At 68.8% G+C, this 15847-nt stretch carries 18 protein-coding genes; 12 read left to right on the top strand and 6 right to left on the bottom strand.

Annotated elements, in window-relative coordinates; translation table 11 throughout:
* Nucleotides 1–90 precede the first annotated feature (90 nt).
* The 10 genes from rpmH (at nucleotide 91) to KF941_RS08870 (ending at nucleotide 8525) form a co-directional block, all read left to right on the top strand.
* Entirely contained in the window at nucleotides 91–228 is a 138-nt protein-coding gene (gene rpmH, locus KF941_RS08915) for a 50S ribosomal protein L34 (protein WP_011747211.1), read from the top strand.
* A 32-nt stretch (nucleotides 229–260) separates the two neighbouring features.
* Entirely contained in the window at nucleotides 261–704 is a 444-nt protein-coding gene (gene rnpA, locus KF941_RS08910) for a ribonuclease P protein component (protein WP_036751784.1), read from the top strand.
* Nucleotides 701–943: a membrane protein insertion efficiency factor YidD gene (gene yidD / locus KF941_RS08905; RefSeq protein WP_036751782.1), complete on the top strand. Its 243-nt coding sequence runs from the start codon at nucleotides 701–703 to the stop codon at nucleotides 941–943. The genes rnpA and yidD overlap by 4 nt, the downstream gene beginning before the upstream one ends.
* A gap of 45 nt (nucleotides 944–988) precedes the next feature.
* The gene (ttcA, locus tag KF941_RS08900; RefSeq protein WP_214273131.1) at nucleotides 989–1882 is read left to right on the top strand and encodes a tRNA 2-thiocytidine(32) synthetase TtcA; all 894 of its coding nucleotides are present in this window, start codon (nucleotides 989–991) and stop codon (nucleotides 1880–1882) included.
* A 60-nt stretch (nucleotides 1883–1942) separates the two neighbouring features.
* On the top strand, nucleotides 1943–3223 hold the full coding sequence (locus KF941_RS08895; RefSeq protein ID WP_214273130.1) for an EAL domain-containing protein: 1281 nt from the start codon (nucleotides 1943–1945) through the stop codon (nucleotides 3221–3223).
* A gap of 405 nt (nucleotides 3224–3628) precedes the next feature.
* Nucleotides 3629–5536 (top strand): membrane protein insertase YidC, encoded by a 1908-nt coding sequence (gene yidC, locus KF941_RS08890; protein ID WP_214273129.1) that lies wholly within the window; start codon nucleotides 3629–3631, stop codon nucleotides 5534–5536.
* On the top strand, nucleotides 5533–6291 hold the full coding sequence (locus KF941_RS08885; RefSeq protein ID WP_214273128.1) for an MOSC domain-containing protein: 759 nt from the start codon (nucleotides 5533–5535) through the stop codon (nucleotides 6289–6291). Before yidC ends, KF941_RS08885 begins: the two co-directional genes overlap by 4 nt.
* The gene (gene yihA, locus KF941_RS08880) at nucleotides 6288–6938 is read left to right on the top strand and encodes a ribosome biogenesis GTP-binding protein YihA/YsxC (RefSeq protein WP_036751778.1); all 651 of its coding nucleotides are present in this window, start codon (nucleotides 6288–6290) and stop codon (nucleotides 6936–6938) included. Before KF941_RS08885 ends, yihA begins: the two co-directional genes overlap by 4 nt.
* A 61-nt stretch (nucleotides 6939–6999) precedes the next feature.
* On the top strand, nucleotides 7000–7899 hold the full coding sequence (gene argB, locus KF941_RS08875; RefSeq protein ID WP_036751776.1) for an acetylglutamate kinase: 900 nt from the start codon (nucleotides 7000–7002) through the stop codon (nucleotides 7897–7899).
* A 107-nt stretch (nucleotides 7900–8006) separates the two neighbouring features.
* Entirely contained in the window at nucleotides 8007–8525 is a 519-nt protein-coding gene (locus KF941_RS08870; protein WP_036751774.1) for a histidine phosphatase family protein, read from the top strand.
* Here the strand turns inward: KF941_RS08870 and KF941_RS08865 are convergent.
* Both KF941_RS08865 and KF941_RS08860 read right to left on the bottom strand, forming a co-directional pair.
* Nucleotides 8522–9487 (bottom strand): 1-phosphofructokinase family hexose kinase, encoded by a 966-nt coding sequence (locus KF941_RS08865; RefSeq protein WP_036751848.1) that lies wholly within the window; start codon nucleotides 9485–9487, stop codon nucleotides 8522–8524. The genes KF941_RS08870 and KF941_RS08865 overlap by 4 nt on opposite strands.
* Nucleotides 9487–9894, bottom strand: a complete 408-nt coding sequence (locus tag KF941_RS08860) for a metallopeptidase family protein (protein WP_036751772.1) — start codon at nucleotides 9892–9894, stop codon at nucleotides 9487–9489. Before KF941_RS08860 ends, KF941_RS08865 begins: the two co-directional genes overlap by 1 nt.
* A gap of 78 nt (nucleotides 9895–9972) precedes the next feature.
* Between KF941_RS08860 and gltX the strand changes: the two genes are divergently transcribed.
* Together gltX and tig are read left to right on the top strand one after the other, a co-directional pair.
* A complete protein-coding gene (gene gltX, locus KF941_RS08855) occupies nucleotides 9973–11298 on the top strand; it encodes a glutamate--tRNA ligase (protein WP_072461569.1) in 1326 nt (441 codons plus the stop codon).
* Nucleotides 11299–12103: 805 nt separating this feature from the next.
* Nucleotides 12104–13438, top strand: a complete 1335-nt coding sequence (gene tig, locus KF941_RS08850; RefSeq protein WP_036751768.1) for a trigger factor — start codon at nucleotides 12104–12106, stop codon at nucleotides 13436–13438.
* A 185-nt stretch (nucleotides 13439–13623) separates the two neighbouring features.
* Here tig and KF941_RS08845 read toward each other — a convergent pair whose 3' ends face one another.
* The 4 genes from KF941_RS08845 to rpsF all read right to left on the bottom strand — a co-directional run bounded on the left by KF941_RS08845 (nucleotide 13624) and on the right by rpsF (nucleotide 15755).
* Nucleotides 13624–14349, bottom strand: coding sequence for a hypothetical protein (locus KF941_RS08845; protein ID WP_214273127.1), 726 nt, complete (start codon nucleotides 14347–14349; stop codon nucleotides 13624–13626).
* 158 nt (nucleotides 14350–14507) lie between these two features.
* Nucleotides 14508–15092: a 50S ribosomal protein L9 gene (gene rplI, locus KF941_RS08840; protein WP_036751763.1), complete on the bottom strand. Its 585-nt coding sequence runs from the start codon at nucleotides 15090–15092 to the stop codon at nucleotides 14508–14510.
* Between the two features lie 12 nt (nucleotides 15093–15104).
* Entirely contained in the window at nucleotides 15105–15332 is a 228-nt protein-coding gene (gene rpsR / locus KF941_RS08835; RefSeq protein ID WP_011747229.1) for a 30S ribosomal protein S18, read from the bottom strand.
* 18 nt (nucleotides 15333–15350) lie between these two features.
* Entirely contained in the window at nucleotides 15351–15755 is a 405-nt protein-coding gene (gene rpsF, locus KF941_RS08830) for a 30S ribosomal protein S6 (RefSeq protein ID WP_036751761.1), read from the bottom strand.
* Between the last annotated feature and the right edge of the window lie 92 nt (nucleotides 15756–15847).

Here is a 15847-nt window from a genome sequence, read left to right as displayed (position 1 = left end):
GGGCGACTATCCAGCGGGCCTCGAATGACCGGCGCGTCCTGCGTGGGCCGATGGCCCATACCCTGACCCGCCCCGACCCGGAGTTGAAAGATGTCGAAACGCACCTACCAGCCGTCGAACCTGGTTCGCGCCCGCCGCCACGGCTTTCGCGCGCGCATGGCGACCAAGGGCGGCCGCCGCGTGATCAACGCCCGCCGCGCCAAGGGCCGCAAGACCCTCAGCGCGTAAGCCCGCGCGCCGCAGGGCGTGGGCTTGCCGTGATGGACAGCACCCCCAAAGCCGCCGCCGCTGACCGGACCCGCGCAGATGCGATGCCGGACAGGGCGGCTTCTGCTGTTTCGGGGCCGCGGCTGGAAACCCTGCGCAAGCGGGCTGATTTCCTGCGCGCCGCCTCTGCCCGGCGGCAGGGCACGGCCGGCTTTCTGCTCCAGGCCCGCCGCCGCCCCGAGGGCGAGGCGGGGCAGGCGATCCGGGTCGGCTTCACCTGTTCGAAAAAGCTGGGCAATGCCGTGACGCGCAACCGTGCCAAGCGCCGGCTGCGGGCGCTGGCGCGCGAGGTCATGCCGGGCGCGGCGCGGCCGGGCTGGGACTACGTGCTGGTCGGTCGCCCCGGCGCCACCGTCGAGCGCGGCTTTGCCGAGCTGCGCGCCGATCTGGCGGCGGCGCTTTCTCGGGTGCATGGCGCGCGGGGGGATGGCACGTGACCCCGTTGGCGCATCTTCTGGCGCTGCCGGTGCGGGCCTATCGGCTGGTGGCCAGCCCCTGGGTCGGGCATGGCTGCCGCTTCCAGCCGACCTGCTCGGCCTATGCGCTCGAGGCGCTCGAACGGCATGGCGCGGCCAAGGGCGGTTGGCTGGCGGCCCGGCGGGTCTGCCGTTGCCATCCCTGGGGCGGGCATGGCTTCGACCCGGTGCCGGGCAGCGAGACGACGCCGCAGGACTGAGGCGGCGCTTTCATCAGGGCGCAAGGGCGCGACAAGGATCGACAGATGCGGGACGAGACCGGCGAAACCCAGGACCATGAGGCGGAAGAGATCCATCCGCTGTTTCGCGGCGCGCCCGGCTCGACCGAGTTCCGCAAGCTGCGCAAGCGCCTGGTGCGCGAGACCCGCGCCGCGATCGAGACCTATGACATGATCCGCCCCGGTGACCGCTGGCTGGTCTGCCTGTCGGGCGGCAAGGACAGCTATACGCTGCTGGCCGTGCTGCACGAGCTGAAATGGCGCGGCCTGCTGCCGGTCGAACTGCTGGCCTGCAACCTCGACCAGGGCCAGCCGGGCTTTCCGGCGACGGTGCTGCCGCAGTTCCTGACCGAGCGCGGCGTGCCGCATCGCATCGAATACCAGGATACCTATTCCATCGTGAAGGAAAAGGTGCCCGAGGGCCGGACCTATTGCAGCCTGTGTTCGCGGCTGCGGCGCGGCAATCTCTATCGCATCGCCCGCGAAGAGGGCTGCCAGGCCGTGGTGCTGGGCCATCACCGCGACGACATCCTGGAAACCTTCTTCATGAACCTGTTCCATGGCGGCAGGCTGGCCTCGATGCCGCCGAAGCTGCTGAACGAGGAAGGCGACCTGAACGTGTTGCGCCCGCTGGCCTTCCTGGCCGAGGCCGATTGCGACCGCTTCGCCCGAGCGATGAACTATCCGGTGATTCCCTGCGACCTTTGCGGCAGCCAGGAGGGCTTGCAGCGCATGCAGGTCAAGAAGCTGCTGGACGAATGGGAAACGCGGGCGCCCGGCCGGCGCCAGGTCATGTTCCGGGCGCTGATGAACGTGCGCCCCTCGCATCTGCCGGACCCCAAGCTGTTCGATTTCACGTCGCTGATACCGGACATGTCGGATTTTAGCGAAAAAGACGTGCCGATCCTGCGCGAACATTAACGGAACGAAAAGCTTCGTCGGGCTAGGTTGCGATCCGTGCAACAAGATTCGGATCAGGCAATGGCTTACGGAATCGCTGGGGCTGCCTCGGGGCTGGCAAGGCTGGTCAGGGGGCAGGGTGCGGCGCAGGGCAGAACCCGGCTCGCGCTGGTGCTGCGGGTCGAGAATGTCGAGATGCTGCGCGCCAGCATCGGCCCCGCCCTGCTGGAGCAGATGCTGGACAGGCTCTTGCTGCGGCTGGTGGCGGAGCTGCGGCTTTTGCCGCAGGGCCGCAGCCAGGGCTGTGGCGAGATCCTGGGGCTATTCGCCATCGGCCGCCAGCAGGCGGTGCCGGGCCTGCTGGCGCGGCTGCAGGCCATCTGCGCGGAGGGGATCGTGTTGCCGGACCTGCGCATCTGTCCGGTGATGAACGCCGCCATCGTCAGCGACGAGACCGGCCGGCAGGAGGCCGCGGCGCTTTACGCCCATGGCCGCATGGCCCTGCAGGGGCTGAGCCCGTTTTCGGCCGCGGGCCAGATCCGCTTCGTCGAGACGGGGGCGCAGGTCGAGCCGGGCGGGCTGGCGGTCTCGGCGCTCGACCGGGTGGGGGTGCTGTTCCAGCCCCAGCTTTGCTGCGACACCGGGCAGGTCCGGGCGCTGCGGGCCTTGCCGCGGATGCGGATGGACGATGGCGAGGGCTGCGATCTGGCCGAGGTGGCGCCTCGGCTCGACGACGCGGCGCTGGGGCAGGTCGTGGCCGAGCTGCTGCGCCAGGCTTTCGCCGGCCTGCGCGGCTGGGATCGCCTGGGCAGGCCGGTGCCGCTGCTGTCCCTGCCGCTGTCCGACCGCATGCTGGGCGATGCCGCCATCGCCGACACGATCCTGTGGGAACTGGACCGCAACGACCTGACCCCGCAGCGGCTGGAAATCGAGGTGAGCGAGCCGATCGGCCGCGGCGGCGGCCGCATGCCGGTGACCGCCAGCCTGCAGCGCCTGACCGCCGCGGGCTGTTCGCTGGCCCTGGGCGGGTTCGGCACCGGCAGCGCCGGCTTGGACGATCTGCGCCGCTTCGGCATCGGCCGGGTGCGGATCGGGCGCGAGTTCATCGCCGGCTGCGACCTGCGTGCCGACCAGCAACGCATGATCCTGGCCATCCTGGCCCTGGCGGAACACCTGGGCCTGGCGACCGTCGCCGACGGGGTGGCCACGCAGGAAGAGAACGCCTTCCTGGCCCAGATCGGCTTCAACGCGGTGCAGGGACCGGCGGTGGCGCTGCCGCTGGACGCATCGGCGGTGGACGATTTCCTGCTGGACCGCGACCATGCGCTGCCCGCGCCCTTTGAGCTGCGCCGCAAGGCATGAAGGCCGGGGGCGGTCGCGCCGCCGGGGGCAGGCTTTGCCCCGCGGGCGGCATGCGCCGAACGCCATCTGACCGCCCCGCCTCGTGCGGGACTGGCAAGCTTCGCCCGCGTGTGGCATGCGCCTCGCTGGCCGGGAGCCGAAGGGCGGCTTCACGCCGGCAAGCTTCGCCCTTACGCACGCCATGCGCCTGGGCGCCAGGACGCGCCAGGGCGGCGGCCCGGCAAGCCAGGGGCCGGACGGACAGACCGGAAGGGCCGAGTCGAATAGGGGGTCGGGACAGGCGGGGCGTCGCGTCGGGATGGAAACCGACCCGGTTTTCGGGCAAATTCCCTTGACCTTTGCCGGTCGCTTCTGTTGAAGCGGCCCGAACCCTCAGACTGGGTGACGACGAAGGGCTGGTCCGGCATGCAAGACAACAACCGCAACCTCATCCTGGCGATGGTGCTTTCCGCCCTCGTCATGCTCGTCTGGTCGATCTTCTTCGCCCCCGAGCCGGTGCCGCCCGCGCAGGATACGGTGCCGGCCAGCACCCAAGGCGCAGCCCAGCCCGAGACCGGAGCCCCCGCGACGCCCGGCGCGGTGCCGCAGGGCGCGGCGCCGGAACTGGAAGCCGCGGCAACGAGCAGCGACCCTTCCGCCAATGCCGGGCGGGTCAGGATCGAGTCCCCTTCGCTCGCGGGCACGATCTCGCTGGCGGGCGGCCGCGTCGACGACCTGGAACTGACCGGATATCACGAGACGCTGGATCCCCGCTCGCCCTTTGTCCGCCTGTTGTCGCCAACTGCGCAGACCACCGTGCGGGCCGAAGGCAGCCCGGTCGCGCCGGGCGGCAATGCCGAGGTCGCGGTGCAGAAACCCTATTACGCGGTCTATGGCTGGATGCCGGCCGCCGGCACCGATCCCGCCCTGGTCCCCGGCCCGGCCACGGTGTGGGAGGTCGAATCCGGCTCGACCCTGGCCCCCGGCCAGCCGGTCACGCTGCGCTGGGAGAATGGCGCCGGCCAGATCTTCCGCCGCACCTATGAATTGGACGACAAGTTCCTGTTCACCGTGACCCAGACGCTGGAAAATACTGCGGCCGCCCCCTTCTCGGCGGCGCCCTATGGCATCCTCGCGCGCCACGGCAAGCCCGACACCCAGAACTTCTTCGTCCTGCACGAGGGCGCGGTCGGGATGACCGACGGCAAGCTGCTGGAAGAAAAATACAAGGACATGGCCAAGCTCGACCCGCTGCCGGGCGAGGGGCCGGCGCAGCTGATCGAGGTGCAGGAAAACGGCTGGATCGGCTTTACCGACAAATACTGGATGACCACGCTGGCGCCTGCGCCCGGCCAGTCCTTTACCGCGGTGGTGAAATACGCCCCCGGCGCCGACATCTACCAGACCGAGGCGCGGATGCCGGTGCAGACCGTCGCCCCCGGCGCGACCGCCACCAGCGCGAGCTATCTGTTCGCCGGCGCCAAGGTCTGGGAGGTCATCAACGGCTACCAGGAAGCCCCCGGCATCGACCGTTTCGTCGATTCGATCGACTGGGGCTGGTTCTATTTCCTGACCAAGCCGATCTTCCGCCTGCTGCACTGGCTGCACGGCATGATCGGCAACATGGGCTGGGCGATCATCGCGCTGACCTTCGTGCTGAAGCTGCTGGTCTTTCCGCTGGCGCGCAAGTCCTACATCTCGATGGCCAAGATGAAGGAACTCCAGCCCGAGATGGAGGCCGTCAAGCAGCGCACCGGCGACGACCGCATGAAGTTCCAGAAAGAGGTGATGGAGCTTTACAAGCGCGAAAAGGTGAACCCCGCCGCGGGCTGCCTGCCGGTGCTGCTGCAGATCCCGATCTTCTTTGCGCTCTACAAGGTGATCTTCGTCACCATCGAGCTGCGCCACGCGCCCTGGATCGGCTGGATCCGCGACCTTGCCGCGCCCGACCCGTCCAGCCTGTGGAACCTGTTCGGCCTGTTGCCCTGGGCGGCGCCGGGCCAGGGCAGCTTCCTACACAGCTTCACCCTGCCGGTGCTGGCGATCCTGCTGGGCATCTCGATGTGGATGCAGCAGAAGCTGAACCCGGCCCCGACCGATCCGGCGCAGAAGATGATCTTCGCCTGGATGCCCTGGGTGTTCATGTTCATGCTGGGCGGCTTTGCCTCGGGGCTGGTGCTGTACTGGATCACCAACAACACCATCACCATCATCCAGCAGTACACCATCATGTCGATGCACGGCCACCGGCCCGACTTCTTCGGCAATATCCGCTCCAGCCTGCCGTCGCGGGCCAAGGCTGGGGACAAGGGCGGGGACAAGGGCGGCAAATGACCGCCCGCGTCGCCCGGATACGCCGGCACCCGATCAAGGCGATCGGCGGCGAGGATCTGCCCCGCACCCGCCTGCATGCGGCGCGGCGCCTGCCGGGCGACCGGCTCTGGGCGCTGCTGACCGAAGGGGGCGAGCGTCACGCCGGCGCGGTGCCGCAGCGTTGGCTGCCGAAATCCTGCTTCCTGCGCGGCGCGGCTTCGGCCGGGCTGCAGGCCGTTCGCGGCGGCTGGGGCGAGGGGGCGGAAGGCGGCCGCATCCGCCTGACCCATCCCGACCTGCCCGACCTGGACTTCGACCCCGAGGCCGAGGGGCCGCGGCTGGTCGAATGGGTGCGCCCGCTCTGGCCCCAGGACAAGCCGGCGCCGACGCGGCTGGTGCGCGGCCCGACCGGCTGGACCGACGTGAGCCAGCCCTGGATCTCGATCCTGTCGCTGTCGAGCCTTGCCGATCTGGAAGGGCGGCTGGGCAAGCCCCTTGGCATCGAGCGCTGGCGCGGGAACCTGTGGCTCGAGGGCTGGGCGCCCTATGCCGAGCGCGAGTTGATCGGCCATGTGCTGACCTTGGGCGGGGTCGAGCTGCGCGTGACCGAGACCATCGGCCGCTGCCCGGCGACCAGCGCCGACCCGACGACCGGCCGCATCGACATCGACATGCCCGAGGCGCTGGAGGCCCAGTTCGGCCATCGCGACTTCGGCATCTATGCCGAGGTGGTGACCGGCGGCGACATTGCCCTGGGTGACGAGGTGCGCGCATGAAGGTTGCCTTTCCCATCGCCCCGGAGCCGGATGCAGAAACCGCCGAGGCGGCGCGCAAGCTGTTCGCCGGGCCGGTCGATTTCCTGAAGGGCGTCGTCGCCATGGACGGGCTGCCGCCCGCCGACCGGCCCGAGGTCTGCTTCGCTGGCCGCTCGAATGTCGGAAAGTCCAGCCTGATCAACGCTCTGACCGGCCGCAACGGCCTGGCCCGCGCCTCGAACACGCCGGGCCGCACGCAAGAGATCAACTATTTCACCCTGGGCGAGCAGGCCTATCTGGTGGACCTGCCGGGCTATGGCTTTGCCAAGGCTCCGGTCGCGGTGGTGGCGAAATGGCAGGCGCTGCTGAAGAACTATCTGGCCGGCCGGCCGACCCTGCGCCGCGCCTTTGCGCTGATCGATTCGCGCCACGGCGTGAAGGACGTGGACCACGAGATCATGAAGCTGCTCGACCGCTCGGCCGTGCCCTTCCAGGTGGTGCTGACCAAGGCCGACAAGATCGGTGCGCAGGCCATGGAGGCGACGGTCGCGCAGGTGCAGGAGGCGCTGCAAAAGCACCCCGCCGCCTATCCCGAACTTGTGATCACAAGCTCGGACAAGGGCCAGGGCATCGCCACCTTGCGCGCCATCATAGCCGCTCTGGACTGATCGGCGCCCGCGTCCTAGGGTCGGGTGCGACGAACAGGGGCCCCTGATGAGAAAGCAGAACATGAACCGTGACTGGATCGCCACCGCCCGCACTCTTTCGGAAGCGCTGCCCTATATGCAGCGGTATTCGGGCGCGGTGGTGGTGGTGAAGTTCGGCGGCAATGCCATGGGCGACGACGAGGCGATGGCCGAGTTCGCCCGCGACATCGTGCTGATGCGGCAGGTTGGCATCCATCCGGTCGTCTGCCACGGCGGCGGGCCGATGATCAACGACCTGCTGGGCCGGCTGGGCATCGAAAGCCGCTTCGTGCGCGGCAAGCGCGTCACCACCCGCGAAACCGTCGAGGTGGTCGAGATGGTGCTGTCGGGCTTGGTCAACAAGCGCATCGTGCAGGCGATCAACGATGCCGGCGGCCGCGCGGTGGGGATTTCCGGCAAGGACGACGACCTGATGGTCTGCGAGCCGGACGACCCGGAGTTGGGCTTCGTCGGCCGCCCGGTCGAGATGAACGTGCAGATCATCCGCGACCTCTACAACGCCGGGCTGATCCCGGTCATCGCCCCGGTGGCGACGGGGATGGAGGATAACGAGACCTTCAACGTCAACGGCGACACCGCCGCGGGCGCGATCGCCGGCGCGCTCAAGGCCGACCGGCTGCTGCTGCTGACCGATGTCTCGGGGGTCAAGGACGCCTCGGGCGAGGTGGTGACGGCCATGCATCCCGACCAGGTGCGGGCGATGATCGCCGAGGGCACCATCGCCGGCGGCATGATCCCCAAGACCGAAACGGCGCTGAAGGCGCTGGAGGAAGGCGTGCGCGCCGTGGTGATTCTGGACGGGCGGGTGCCCAATGCCTGCCTGCTGGAACTGTTCACCGAACATGGCGCCGGCTCGCTGATCCGCTCGACGGAGCCGCGGGTCAAGCCGCGCGGCTTGCGCCAGGGCGACAGCGGCCTGTGAGCGGCGCGACGTTGCGCCCCAAAGAGAAGGCTTGCCCGCCCCGCGGAAGCTATGGCAGGCTCGGCGACGTCGCGTAATCTTAACCGCATGGCCGAAAAGGCAATTCGATGACTCCACTCGGGCACTGCCGTCTGATCCTGACCCGCCATGCGAAATCGTCCTGGGACGATCCGGCGCAGCCCGACCATGATCGGCCGCTGAATGCGCGCGGCCGCCGCTCGGCCCGCGAGCTGGGCGACTGGCTGGCCAGCCGCGGCTACGAGCCCGAGGAAGTGCTGTGCTCGACCGCCGAGCGCACGCGCGAGACCTGGGCCGGCATCGCCATGGCCCCGCTGGAGGTGCGGCCGCATATCCGCTACGAGCCCGGCCTTTACCACGCCGCCCCCGAGAAGATGCTGGAGATCCTGCGCAGCGCCTCGGCGCCGACGGTGATGATGATCGGCCACAATCCCGGCATCGCAGAATTTGCCGGCATGCTGCCGGCGCGCGCGCCGCTGGACCCGGATTTCCGCCGCTATCCGACGGCGGCGACGCTGGTCGTCGATTTCCAGATCGACGACTGGTCGGAACTGGCCCCGGCGCAGGGCAGCGTGCTGGACTTCGTGCGCATGGACGGCCGCGGCTAGCGCGGCCCCCGCATCTGCGTCACCACGCGGGCGGCGAACAGCCGCTCGACATCCTCGCCCCGGCACAGCTCGGTCGCCGGCGTCTGCACCGCGGCCGAGGCGGCGGCCGCCGCCAGCCCCAGCGCCTCGCCGACCGGCCAGCCGCGGGCATGGCCCAGGGTGAAGCCGGCAAGGAAGCTGTCGCCGGCGCCGACCTTGCTGACCACCTGCACCCGCGCGGCCTCGGCATGCCAGATGCCCTGGTCGGTGGCGATGATATTGCCGTCGCGACCGCGCGCCACGATCACCCCATGCGCCGCCCCCGAGGCGACGAGGCTGGCCGCGAAACCCGCGGTGTCGGCGCGATAGGGCAGGGGATGGCCGGCCAGGCCCGCGGCCTCTTCGTCGTCCATGCGCAGGATCTCGACCCGGCGGTCGGTGGCGGCGGCGACCTCGGCCAGCGCCGGCCCCGAGGTGTCCACGACCAGCCGCGCGCCGGTCCCGCGCAGCCGCTCGGCCAGAAGCGCGGCAAAGCCCGCCGGCACGCCCGGCGGGTTCGAGCCGGACAGCACCACCAGCGCGCCGGGCTTGGCGGCGTCGGCGGCGGCCTCCAGCGCCGCCTCGACATCGGCCGCGGACCATTCCGGGCCGGGCATGACAAAGCGGTATTGCTGGCGGATGGTGCGGTCGTCCACGGTCAGGGACTGCCGCGTCTCGCCCGGTGCGGGCAGGGTCATCAGCGGGACGCCGGTTTCCGCCAGCAGTTCGGCGATGCGCTGCCCGGTGGCGCCGCCAAGCGCGACCAGCGCCGTGCTGTCGCCGCCCATGGCGCGGATCGCGCGGCTGACGTTGATGCCGCCGCCGCCCGGATCAAAGCGCGGCGCCTCGCAGCGCAGCTTGATGTCGGGCACCACCTGCCGCACGCCCGTGGTCACGTCCAGCGCCGGGTTCAGCGTGATGGTCAGGATCGGCGCCTGCTCCATCATTCCCACCAGCGGTCGATCGCGGCGATGTCGTCGTCGGACCAGCCGAAGTGATGGGCGAATTCATGCACCACGACATGGGCGACCAGCTGGCCCAGCGTCACGTCCCCGCGACTGGCCCATTCGTCCAGGATGGCGCGGCGGAACAGCCAGACCGTGTCGGGAAAATGCTGCGGGTCGCTGGGCGATTTCTCGGTCATCGGCACGCCGTCGTAAAGCCCGGTCAGCTCCAGCGGGTCGTCGATCTCCAGCTCGTCCAGGAATTCCTCGCTGGCGAAATCCTCGATGCGCAGCACCACCTGGGCGGCGGGACCGGCGAATGCCGGCGGCAGGCCGGCGATGGCCTCGCGCGCCAGTTCCTCGATCATGGCCGCGTCGGGGGCCTCGGCATTCTTCCAGTCCAGCATCGGCTTACCTCTGTCTTTGGTCCCGATATGGACAAAAACCGCCGTTTGTGAAAGAGCGAAGCCGACAGGAGACCTCCCATGACCACCACCCGTTTCGCCCCTTCGCCCACCGGCCACATCCATGTCGGCAACCTGCGCACGGCGCTGATGAACTATCTGATCGCGCGCAAGGCGGGCGGCACCTTCATCCTGCGCCTGGACGATACCGACCGCGAGCGCAGCAAGCAGGAATATGCCGACGGCATCCAGCGCGACCTGGAATGGCTGGGCCTGACCTGGGACCGGATCGAGCGGCAGTCGGACCGCCTGGACCGCTATGCCGAGGCGGCCGAGGGGCTGCGCGCCGCCGGCCGGCTCTACGAGGTGTTCGAGACCCCGACCGAGCTGGACCTGAAGCGCAAGAAGCAGCTCAACATGGGCAAGCCCCCGGTCTATGACCGCGCCGGGCTGAAGCTTTCGCCCGAGGACAAGGACCGCCTGCGTGCCGAGGGCCGCGCCGGCTATTGGCGCTTCCTGCTGGACCAGGAGCGGATCGAATGGGCCGACGGCATCCTGGGCGAGATCTCGATCGACGCGGCCAGCGTTTCGGACCCGGTGCTGATCCGCGCCGACGGGCAGGTGCTTTACACCTTCGCCAGCTCGGTCGACGACGCCGACATGGGCGTGACCCATATCGTGCGCGGTGCCGACCACGTGACCAATACCGCGACGCAGATCCAGATCATCCGTGCGCTGGGGTCCGAGCCGCCGGCCTTTGCCCACCACAGCCTGCTGACCGGCGCGCAGGGCGAGGAACTGTCCAAGCGCCTGGGCACGCTGTCGATCCGCGACCTGCGCGAAAGCGGCGTGGCGCCCGAGGCGCTGTTGTCGCTGATGGCGCGGCTGGGGTCGTCGCAGCCGGTCGAGCTGCGGATGTCGCTGGACGAACTGGCCGAAGGGTTCGACCTGTCGCAATTCGGCGCCTCGCCCACCAAGTTCGACGCCGAGGATCTGTGGCCGCTGACGCGCGAGGCGAACCAGTCGCGCCCCCTTGCCGAGGTCAGGGACCGCATCGCCGCGCTTGGCGTGCCCGACGAGCTGGCCGAGCGGTTCTGGCGCGTCGCCTCGCAGAACATCACCCGGCTGGACGACCTGGCCGGCTGGTGGCAGATCTTCTCGCAGGGGGCCGAGCCGCAGATCGATCCCGAGGACGCCGATTTCATCGCCGAGGCGATGAAGCTGCTGCCGCCGCCGCCCTATACCGACGCGACCTGGGGCGAGTTCACCAATGCGGTCAAGCAGGCGACCGGCCGCAAGGGCAAGGGCCTGTTCATGCCGCTGCGCAAGGCCCTGACCGGCCAGGCACATGGGCCGGACATGTCCGAGGTCATGCCGCTGTTGCAGGTCGTGCGCGCGCGCGGCTGAGCCCGCGGCGGAACCCGTGCGAAAAGGCCGCCTGCAGGGGCGGCCTTTGCCGTTTCAAGGCTGATTCACGGCCGACCGGACCCTGCTGCGAGAGGGGCCGGTTTCGACCTTTTTGTCTGATATATCCAGATGCGGGAATCGCCAGGGGCGAGTCGGGCCGAACCATGCCCAATAATGACGCAACCAGGACAGAGGGAATCCCGCAATCCCTTGCCGGCGCACAACCGGGCGGGAACAAGGATGCGCACCCGCCCGGTCAGTTTTGAACACATGACCAAAGAACCGTTTACCAAGGTTAACAAACAACCGCTTACGCAACGATGCCTGTATGCACCGCCGGGGCGGGGAAGGGAATATATCCATAAGTTAGGTTGCGTTTGCTGACCTAATAATGGCAGTCCGTTGATATTCCGGCGGCTGCAACTTGCAGCTGCAAGACGGGCCTGCTGGCGGAAGATCGCTCATCCCGGTTGCCCTTGCGTCAATAGATCCGGGCGCATGGGCCAGGGTGGATGAGGCGATAATGCACAATTCAACCAAGGGGTGTGGCGGCGCTTTTCGCTCTCGCGTCGGGGGCGGGTGGGGGCCGGGCGGTTTCTGGCAGGATCCGTGGCGGCGCGCGGCTTGCGACGGCGCGCGAAACCCGGCGGGAGGGCGGCGATTCCCGCCTTCCTCCTTGCTATGCGGGCCGAAATCCCATAGCTAGCGCGCTGAAACAGGCGGAGGCGCGGGACGGCAGGTTCCGGCGCCGGCGAGGCTGTAATGCCTCGGACCCGCACGATGGTTCGTGGATGAAGGAAGACAAATGCAGGTCAAGGAAACCCAGAACGAAGGGCTGAAGCGGGGCTATGAATTCACCCTGCCTGCGGCCGATCTGGCGGCGCAGGTGGATGCGAAGCTGAAAGAGGCCCAGCCCGAGGTCGAGATGAAGGGCTTCCGCAAGGGCAAGGTGCCGATGGCGCTGCTGAAGAAGCAGTTCGGCCAGCGCATCATGGGCGATGCCATGCAGGAGGCCATCGACAAGGCGCTGCGCGACCACCTGGAGAAATCGGGCGACCGTCCCGCCCTTCAGCCCAAGATCGAAATGGTCAACGGCGAGACCTGGAAAGAGGGCGACGATGTCGTCGTCACCGTCGCCTATGAGGCGCTGCCCGCCATCCCGGAAACCGATCTGTCCGGCGTCGAGCTGGAGCGGCTGGTGGTCGAGGCCAGCGAGGAGCAGGTGACCGAGGCGCTGGAGAACCTGGCCAAGAACGCCCAGAGCTTCGAGGACCGCAAGAAGGGCACCAAGGCCAAGGACGGCGACCAGGTCGTGATCGACTTCAAGGGCATGGTCGACGGCGAAGCCTTCGAGGGCGGCTCGGCCGAGGATTATCCGCTGGTGCTGGGCTCGGGCAGCTTCATCCCCGGCTTCGAAGAACAGCTGGTCGGCGCCAAGGCCGGCGACGAGATCAAGGTCGAGGTGAAATTCCCCGAGGATTACGGCCATCCGGCCCTGGCCGGCAAGGACGCCATCTTCGAGACCACCGTCAAGGCGGTGAAGGCCCCGAAAGCGGCCGAGATCGACGACGAACTGGCCAAGAAATTCGGCGCCGAAAGCCTGGACGCGCTGAAGGGCCAGATCCGCGAGCGGCTGGAGGCGGAATACAAGGGCGCCTCGCGCCAGGTTCTCAAGCGCGCGCTGCTGGACAAGCTGGACGAGCTGGTCAAGTTCGACCTGCCCGATTCGCTGGTCGAGGCCGAGGCGCATCAGATCGCGCACCAGCTCTGGCACGAGGAACACCCCGAGGAGCATGGCCATAACCATGGCGAGATCGAGCCGACGGACGAGCACAAGACGCTTGCCGAGCGCCGCGTCCGCCTGGGCCTGCTCTTGGCCGAGATCGGCCAGAAGGCCGAGATCACCGTCTCGGACCAGGAGATGACCCAGGCCGTGCTGCGCCAGGCGCGTCAGTATCCCGGCCAGGAGCGCGCCTTCTTCGAGTTCATCCAGCAGAACCCGCAGGCGCAGCAGCAGCTGCGCGCGCCGCTCTTCGAGGACAAGGTCGTCGACCATATCGTCGAGGGCGCCAAGGTTTCGGAGAAATCCGTGACCAAGGAAGAGCTGGAAAAGGCAATCGAGGCGCTGGATCAGCTCTGATCCGCTGTCTTGCCGCGAAAAGAAGGGCCGTCCCGCGGGGGCGGCCTTTTTCGTTGCCGCGTCCCATTGGCCAGGGCGGGGCGCGGGGCGCGGTGGCGCAGATGGGTATTTATGCAACGAAGAAGCCGGACAGCCGGGCCGCAGCGCGCTGCTGGCGGCACCGGCTGGTCAAGGGCCGTTCCGCGTCAGAGCCGGTGAAGGCGCGGGTCGTGATCGGCCGGGCCGCCGGGGTCGGGGCCCTCCATCGGGTCGTGCAGCAGCGGGTCGTCGCGCAGGTCCGGCATATGCGCCTCGCGGCGGGGCTTGCGGGGTTGCGGCGCGGGCTTGCGGTCGATGATGTCGCGGATGATCGCCGCGGCATCGCCGAATTCCTGCACGATGGCGCTGGCCTGGCCCGCGACCGAGCGGAAGCCGGTCACGGCGGCGGTCAGCGCCTGCATCACGTTCTCGACGCCGCTGGTCAGGTTGGCGGTATTGGCCTCGACCTCTTGCAGCAGGCTTTGCCGCGGCGGGCGGCGCCGGCCCTGCGGGACAGGTCGGGCGGGTTGCGTCTTGGGCCTGGGCTCGTGCGGGGCCTGGCGCGGGGTGCCTGCGCCGCGCGGGCGGGCGGGGCCGTCGTCGTCCGAGACCAGGTCGATCAGGTGCCGCGCCGCGATCACCGTGCCGGCGGTCAAGGTCGCCGCCACCAGCCCGGTGCCGCCCCAGACCAGCCATTTTGCCCCGCGCGAGGGGCGCGGCCATGGATGGCTGCCGTCGGGCGAGACATCGCCATGCGGCGGGATGCGGCGCGATTCCACCGGGCCCGGTGGCCGGCGATGCCCCTCGGGGACCGGGCGGGGACCGAAGCGGGTCTGGCTGGTCTCGTCGGCCGGGGTATGGGTGATGGGCGGCTGGTCGTCCTGGTGATGCATGCCGGCAAATCCTCTGGCGAAGGGCGCTTTGCGTTTCAACCCCGCAGCCCGGCGAATGTTCCGCCGAACCCGTGGTTGAGGCAAGGGGACGTTGCCATGCGGGCATGAAAAAACGCGCCGGTTACGGCGCGTTTTTCCCTGTTCCGGCAAAGGCGCGATCAGTTCGCGGCTTCGTCCTCGTCGCGGCCGGCCGAGCCGATGTCGTCGAAAAGCTCGGCGATCTCGAATTCCGCGGCGGCTTCCTCTTCGGCGGCCAGTTCCTGGATCGACTTGCCCGAGGCTTGCAGCTCGGCCTCTTCGGGCGAGCGGGCGACGTTCAGCTTGATGATGACGTCGACTTCCGGGTGCAGATGCACGCGGACCTCGTGCAGGCCCAGATCCTTGATCGGGGCGGTCAGGACGACCTGGCGGCGCTCGATCGCGAAACCTTCGGCATTGGCGACATCGGCGGCGTCGCGCGGCGTGACCGAGCCATAGAGCGCACCCGCGTCCGAGGCGGAGCGGATGATGACGAAGGTCTGGCCGTCGAGCTTCTGGGCGGTCTTTTCGGCTTCGGCGCGGGTTTCGTCGTTGCGCGAGGCGAGTTCGGCCTTGCGGGCTTCAAACGCCTGGATATTGGCGTCCGAGGCGCGCAGCGCCTTGCCCTGCGGCAAGAGGTAGTTGCGCGCGAAACCGTCCTTGACCTTCACGACTTCGCCCATCTGGCCCAGCTTGGCCACGCGTTCCAGCAGGATGACTTGCATGATCGTCTCTCCTTACTTCACGGCATAGGGCAGCAGGGCGAGGAAGCGGGCGCGCTTGATGGCGCGCGCCAGTTCGCGCTGCTTCTTGGCCGAGACGGCGGTGATGCGCGAGGGCACGATCTTGCCGCGTTCCGAGATGTAACGCTGAAGCAGGCGCGTGTCCTTGTAGTCGATGGCGGGGGCGTTGTCGCCCGAGAAGGGGCAGACTTTCCGGCGGCGGAAGAAGGGTTTGTTGGCCATGATCCTGGTTCCTTTCCCTTAGTTCCGGTCGTCGCGGTCGCGACGCTCGCGACGCTCGCCGCGATCACCGCGGTCGCCACGATCCCCGCGCTCGCGCTCGTCGCGCTTCTGCATCTGGACCGAGGGGCCGTCCTTGTGCTCGTCCACGCGGACGGTCAGCACGCGCATGACGTCGTCATGCAGGCGGGCCAGGCGCTCCATCTCCTGCACGGCGGCCGAGGGGGCGTTCGAGCGCAGGAAGGCGTAATGGCCCTTGCGGTTCTTGTTGATCTTGTAGGCAAGCGTGCGCACGCCCCAGTATTCGTTGTCCACGACCTTGCCGCCATTGTCGGCGATCACGGTCGAGAAATGTTCGATCAGCCCCTCGGCCTGCGCGTTCGACAGGTCCTGGCGGGCGATCAGCACATGCTCGTAAAGCGGCATGTCTGCACCTTTCATCGGGGCGCACTTCAACGGCGGGACAGCCCTTCCGCGCCCCGCCACGAGAGGCTGCGCCGGTTTCGCATTTGCGGAAG

This window comes from Paracoccus sp. pheM1 (assembly GCF_018499825.1).
GTDB classification, from domain to species: Bacteria; Pseudomonadota; Alphaproteobacteria; order Rhodobacterales; family Rhodobacteraceae; genus Paracoccus; species Paracoccus versutus.
Note: the sequence above shows the minus strand (reverse complement) of the source record. Positions and strands in the feature narration are given on the sequence as shown.

What these genes read in the sequence shown, in the direction of transcription:
- rpmH (WP_011747211.1), top strand. Translation starts at nt 91, where the DNA reads ATGTCGAAACGCACCTACCAGCCGTCGAACCTGGTTCGCGCCCGCCGC.
- rnpA (WP_036751784.1), top strand. Translation starts at nt 261, where the DNA reads ATGGACAGCACCCCCAAAGCCGCCGCCGCTGACCGGACCCGCGCAGAT.
- ttcA (WP_214273131.1), top strand. Translation starts at nt 989, where the DNA reads ATGCGGGACGAGACCGGCGAAACCCAGGACCATGAGGCGGAAGAGATC.
- KF941_RS08895 (WP_214273130.1), top strand. Translation starts at nt 1,943, where the DNA reads ATGGCTTACGGAATCGCTGGGGCTGCCTCGGGGCTGGCAAGGCTGGTC.
- yidC (WP_214273129.1), top strand. Translation starts at nt 3,629, where the DNA reads ATGCAAGACAACAACCGCAACCTCATCCTGGCGATGGTGCTTTCCGCC.
- KF941_RS08885 (WP_214273128.1), top strand. Translation starts at nt 5,533, where the DNA reads ATGACCGCCCGCGTCGCCCGGATACGCCGGCACCCGATCAAGGCGATC.
- yihA (WP_036751778.1), top strand. Translation starts at nt 6,288, where the DNA reads ATGAAGGTTGCCTTTCCCATCGCCCCGGAGCCGGATGCAGAAACCGCC.
- argB (WP_036751776.1), top strand. Translation starts at nt 7,000, where the DNA reads ATGAACCGTGACTGGATCGCCACCGCCCGCACTCTTTCGGAAGCGCTG.
- KF941_RS08870 (WP_036751774.1), top strand. Translation starts at nt 8,007, where the DNA reads ATGACTCCACTCGGGCACTGCCGTCTGATCCTGACCCGCCATGCGAAA.
- KF941_RS08865 (WP_036751848.1), bottom strand. Translation starts at nt 9,487, where the DNA reads ATGGAGCAGGCGCCGATCCTGACCATCACGCTGAACCCGGCGCTGGAC.
- KF941_RS08860 (WP_036751772.1), bottom strand. Translation starts at nt 9,894, where the DNA reads ATGCTGGACTGGAAGAATGCCGAGGCCCCCGACGCGGCCATGATCGAG.
- gltX (WP_072461569.1), top strand. Translation starts at nt 9,973, where the DNA reads ATGACCACCACCCGTTTCGCCCCTTCGCCCACCGGCCACATCCATGTC.
- tig (WP_036751768.1), top strand. Translation starts at nt 12,104, where the DNA reads ATGCAGGTCAAGGAAACCCAGAACGAAGGGCTGAAGCGGGGCTATGAA.
- KF941_RS08845 (WP_214273127.1), bottom strand. Translation starts at nt 14,349, where the DNA reads ATGCATCACCAGGACGACCAGCCGCCCATCACCCATACCCCGGCCGAC.
- rplI (WP_036751763.1), bottom strand. Translation starts at nt 15,092, where the DNA reads ATGCAAGTCATCCTGCTGGAACGCGTGGCCAAGCTGGGCCAGATGGGC.
- rpsR (WP_011747229.1), bottom strand. Translation starts at nt 15,332, where the DNA reads ATGGCCAACAAACCCTTCTTCCGCCGCCGGAAAGTCTGCCCCTTCTCG.
- rpsF (WP_036751761.1), bottom strand. Translation starts at nt 15,755, where the DNA reads ATGCCGCTTTACGAGCATGTGCTGATCGCCCGCCAGGACCTGTCGAAC.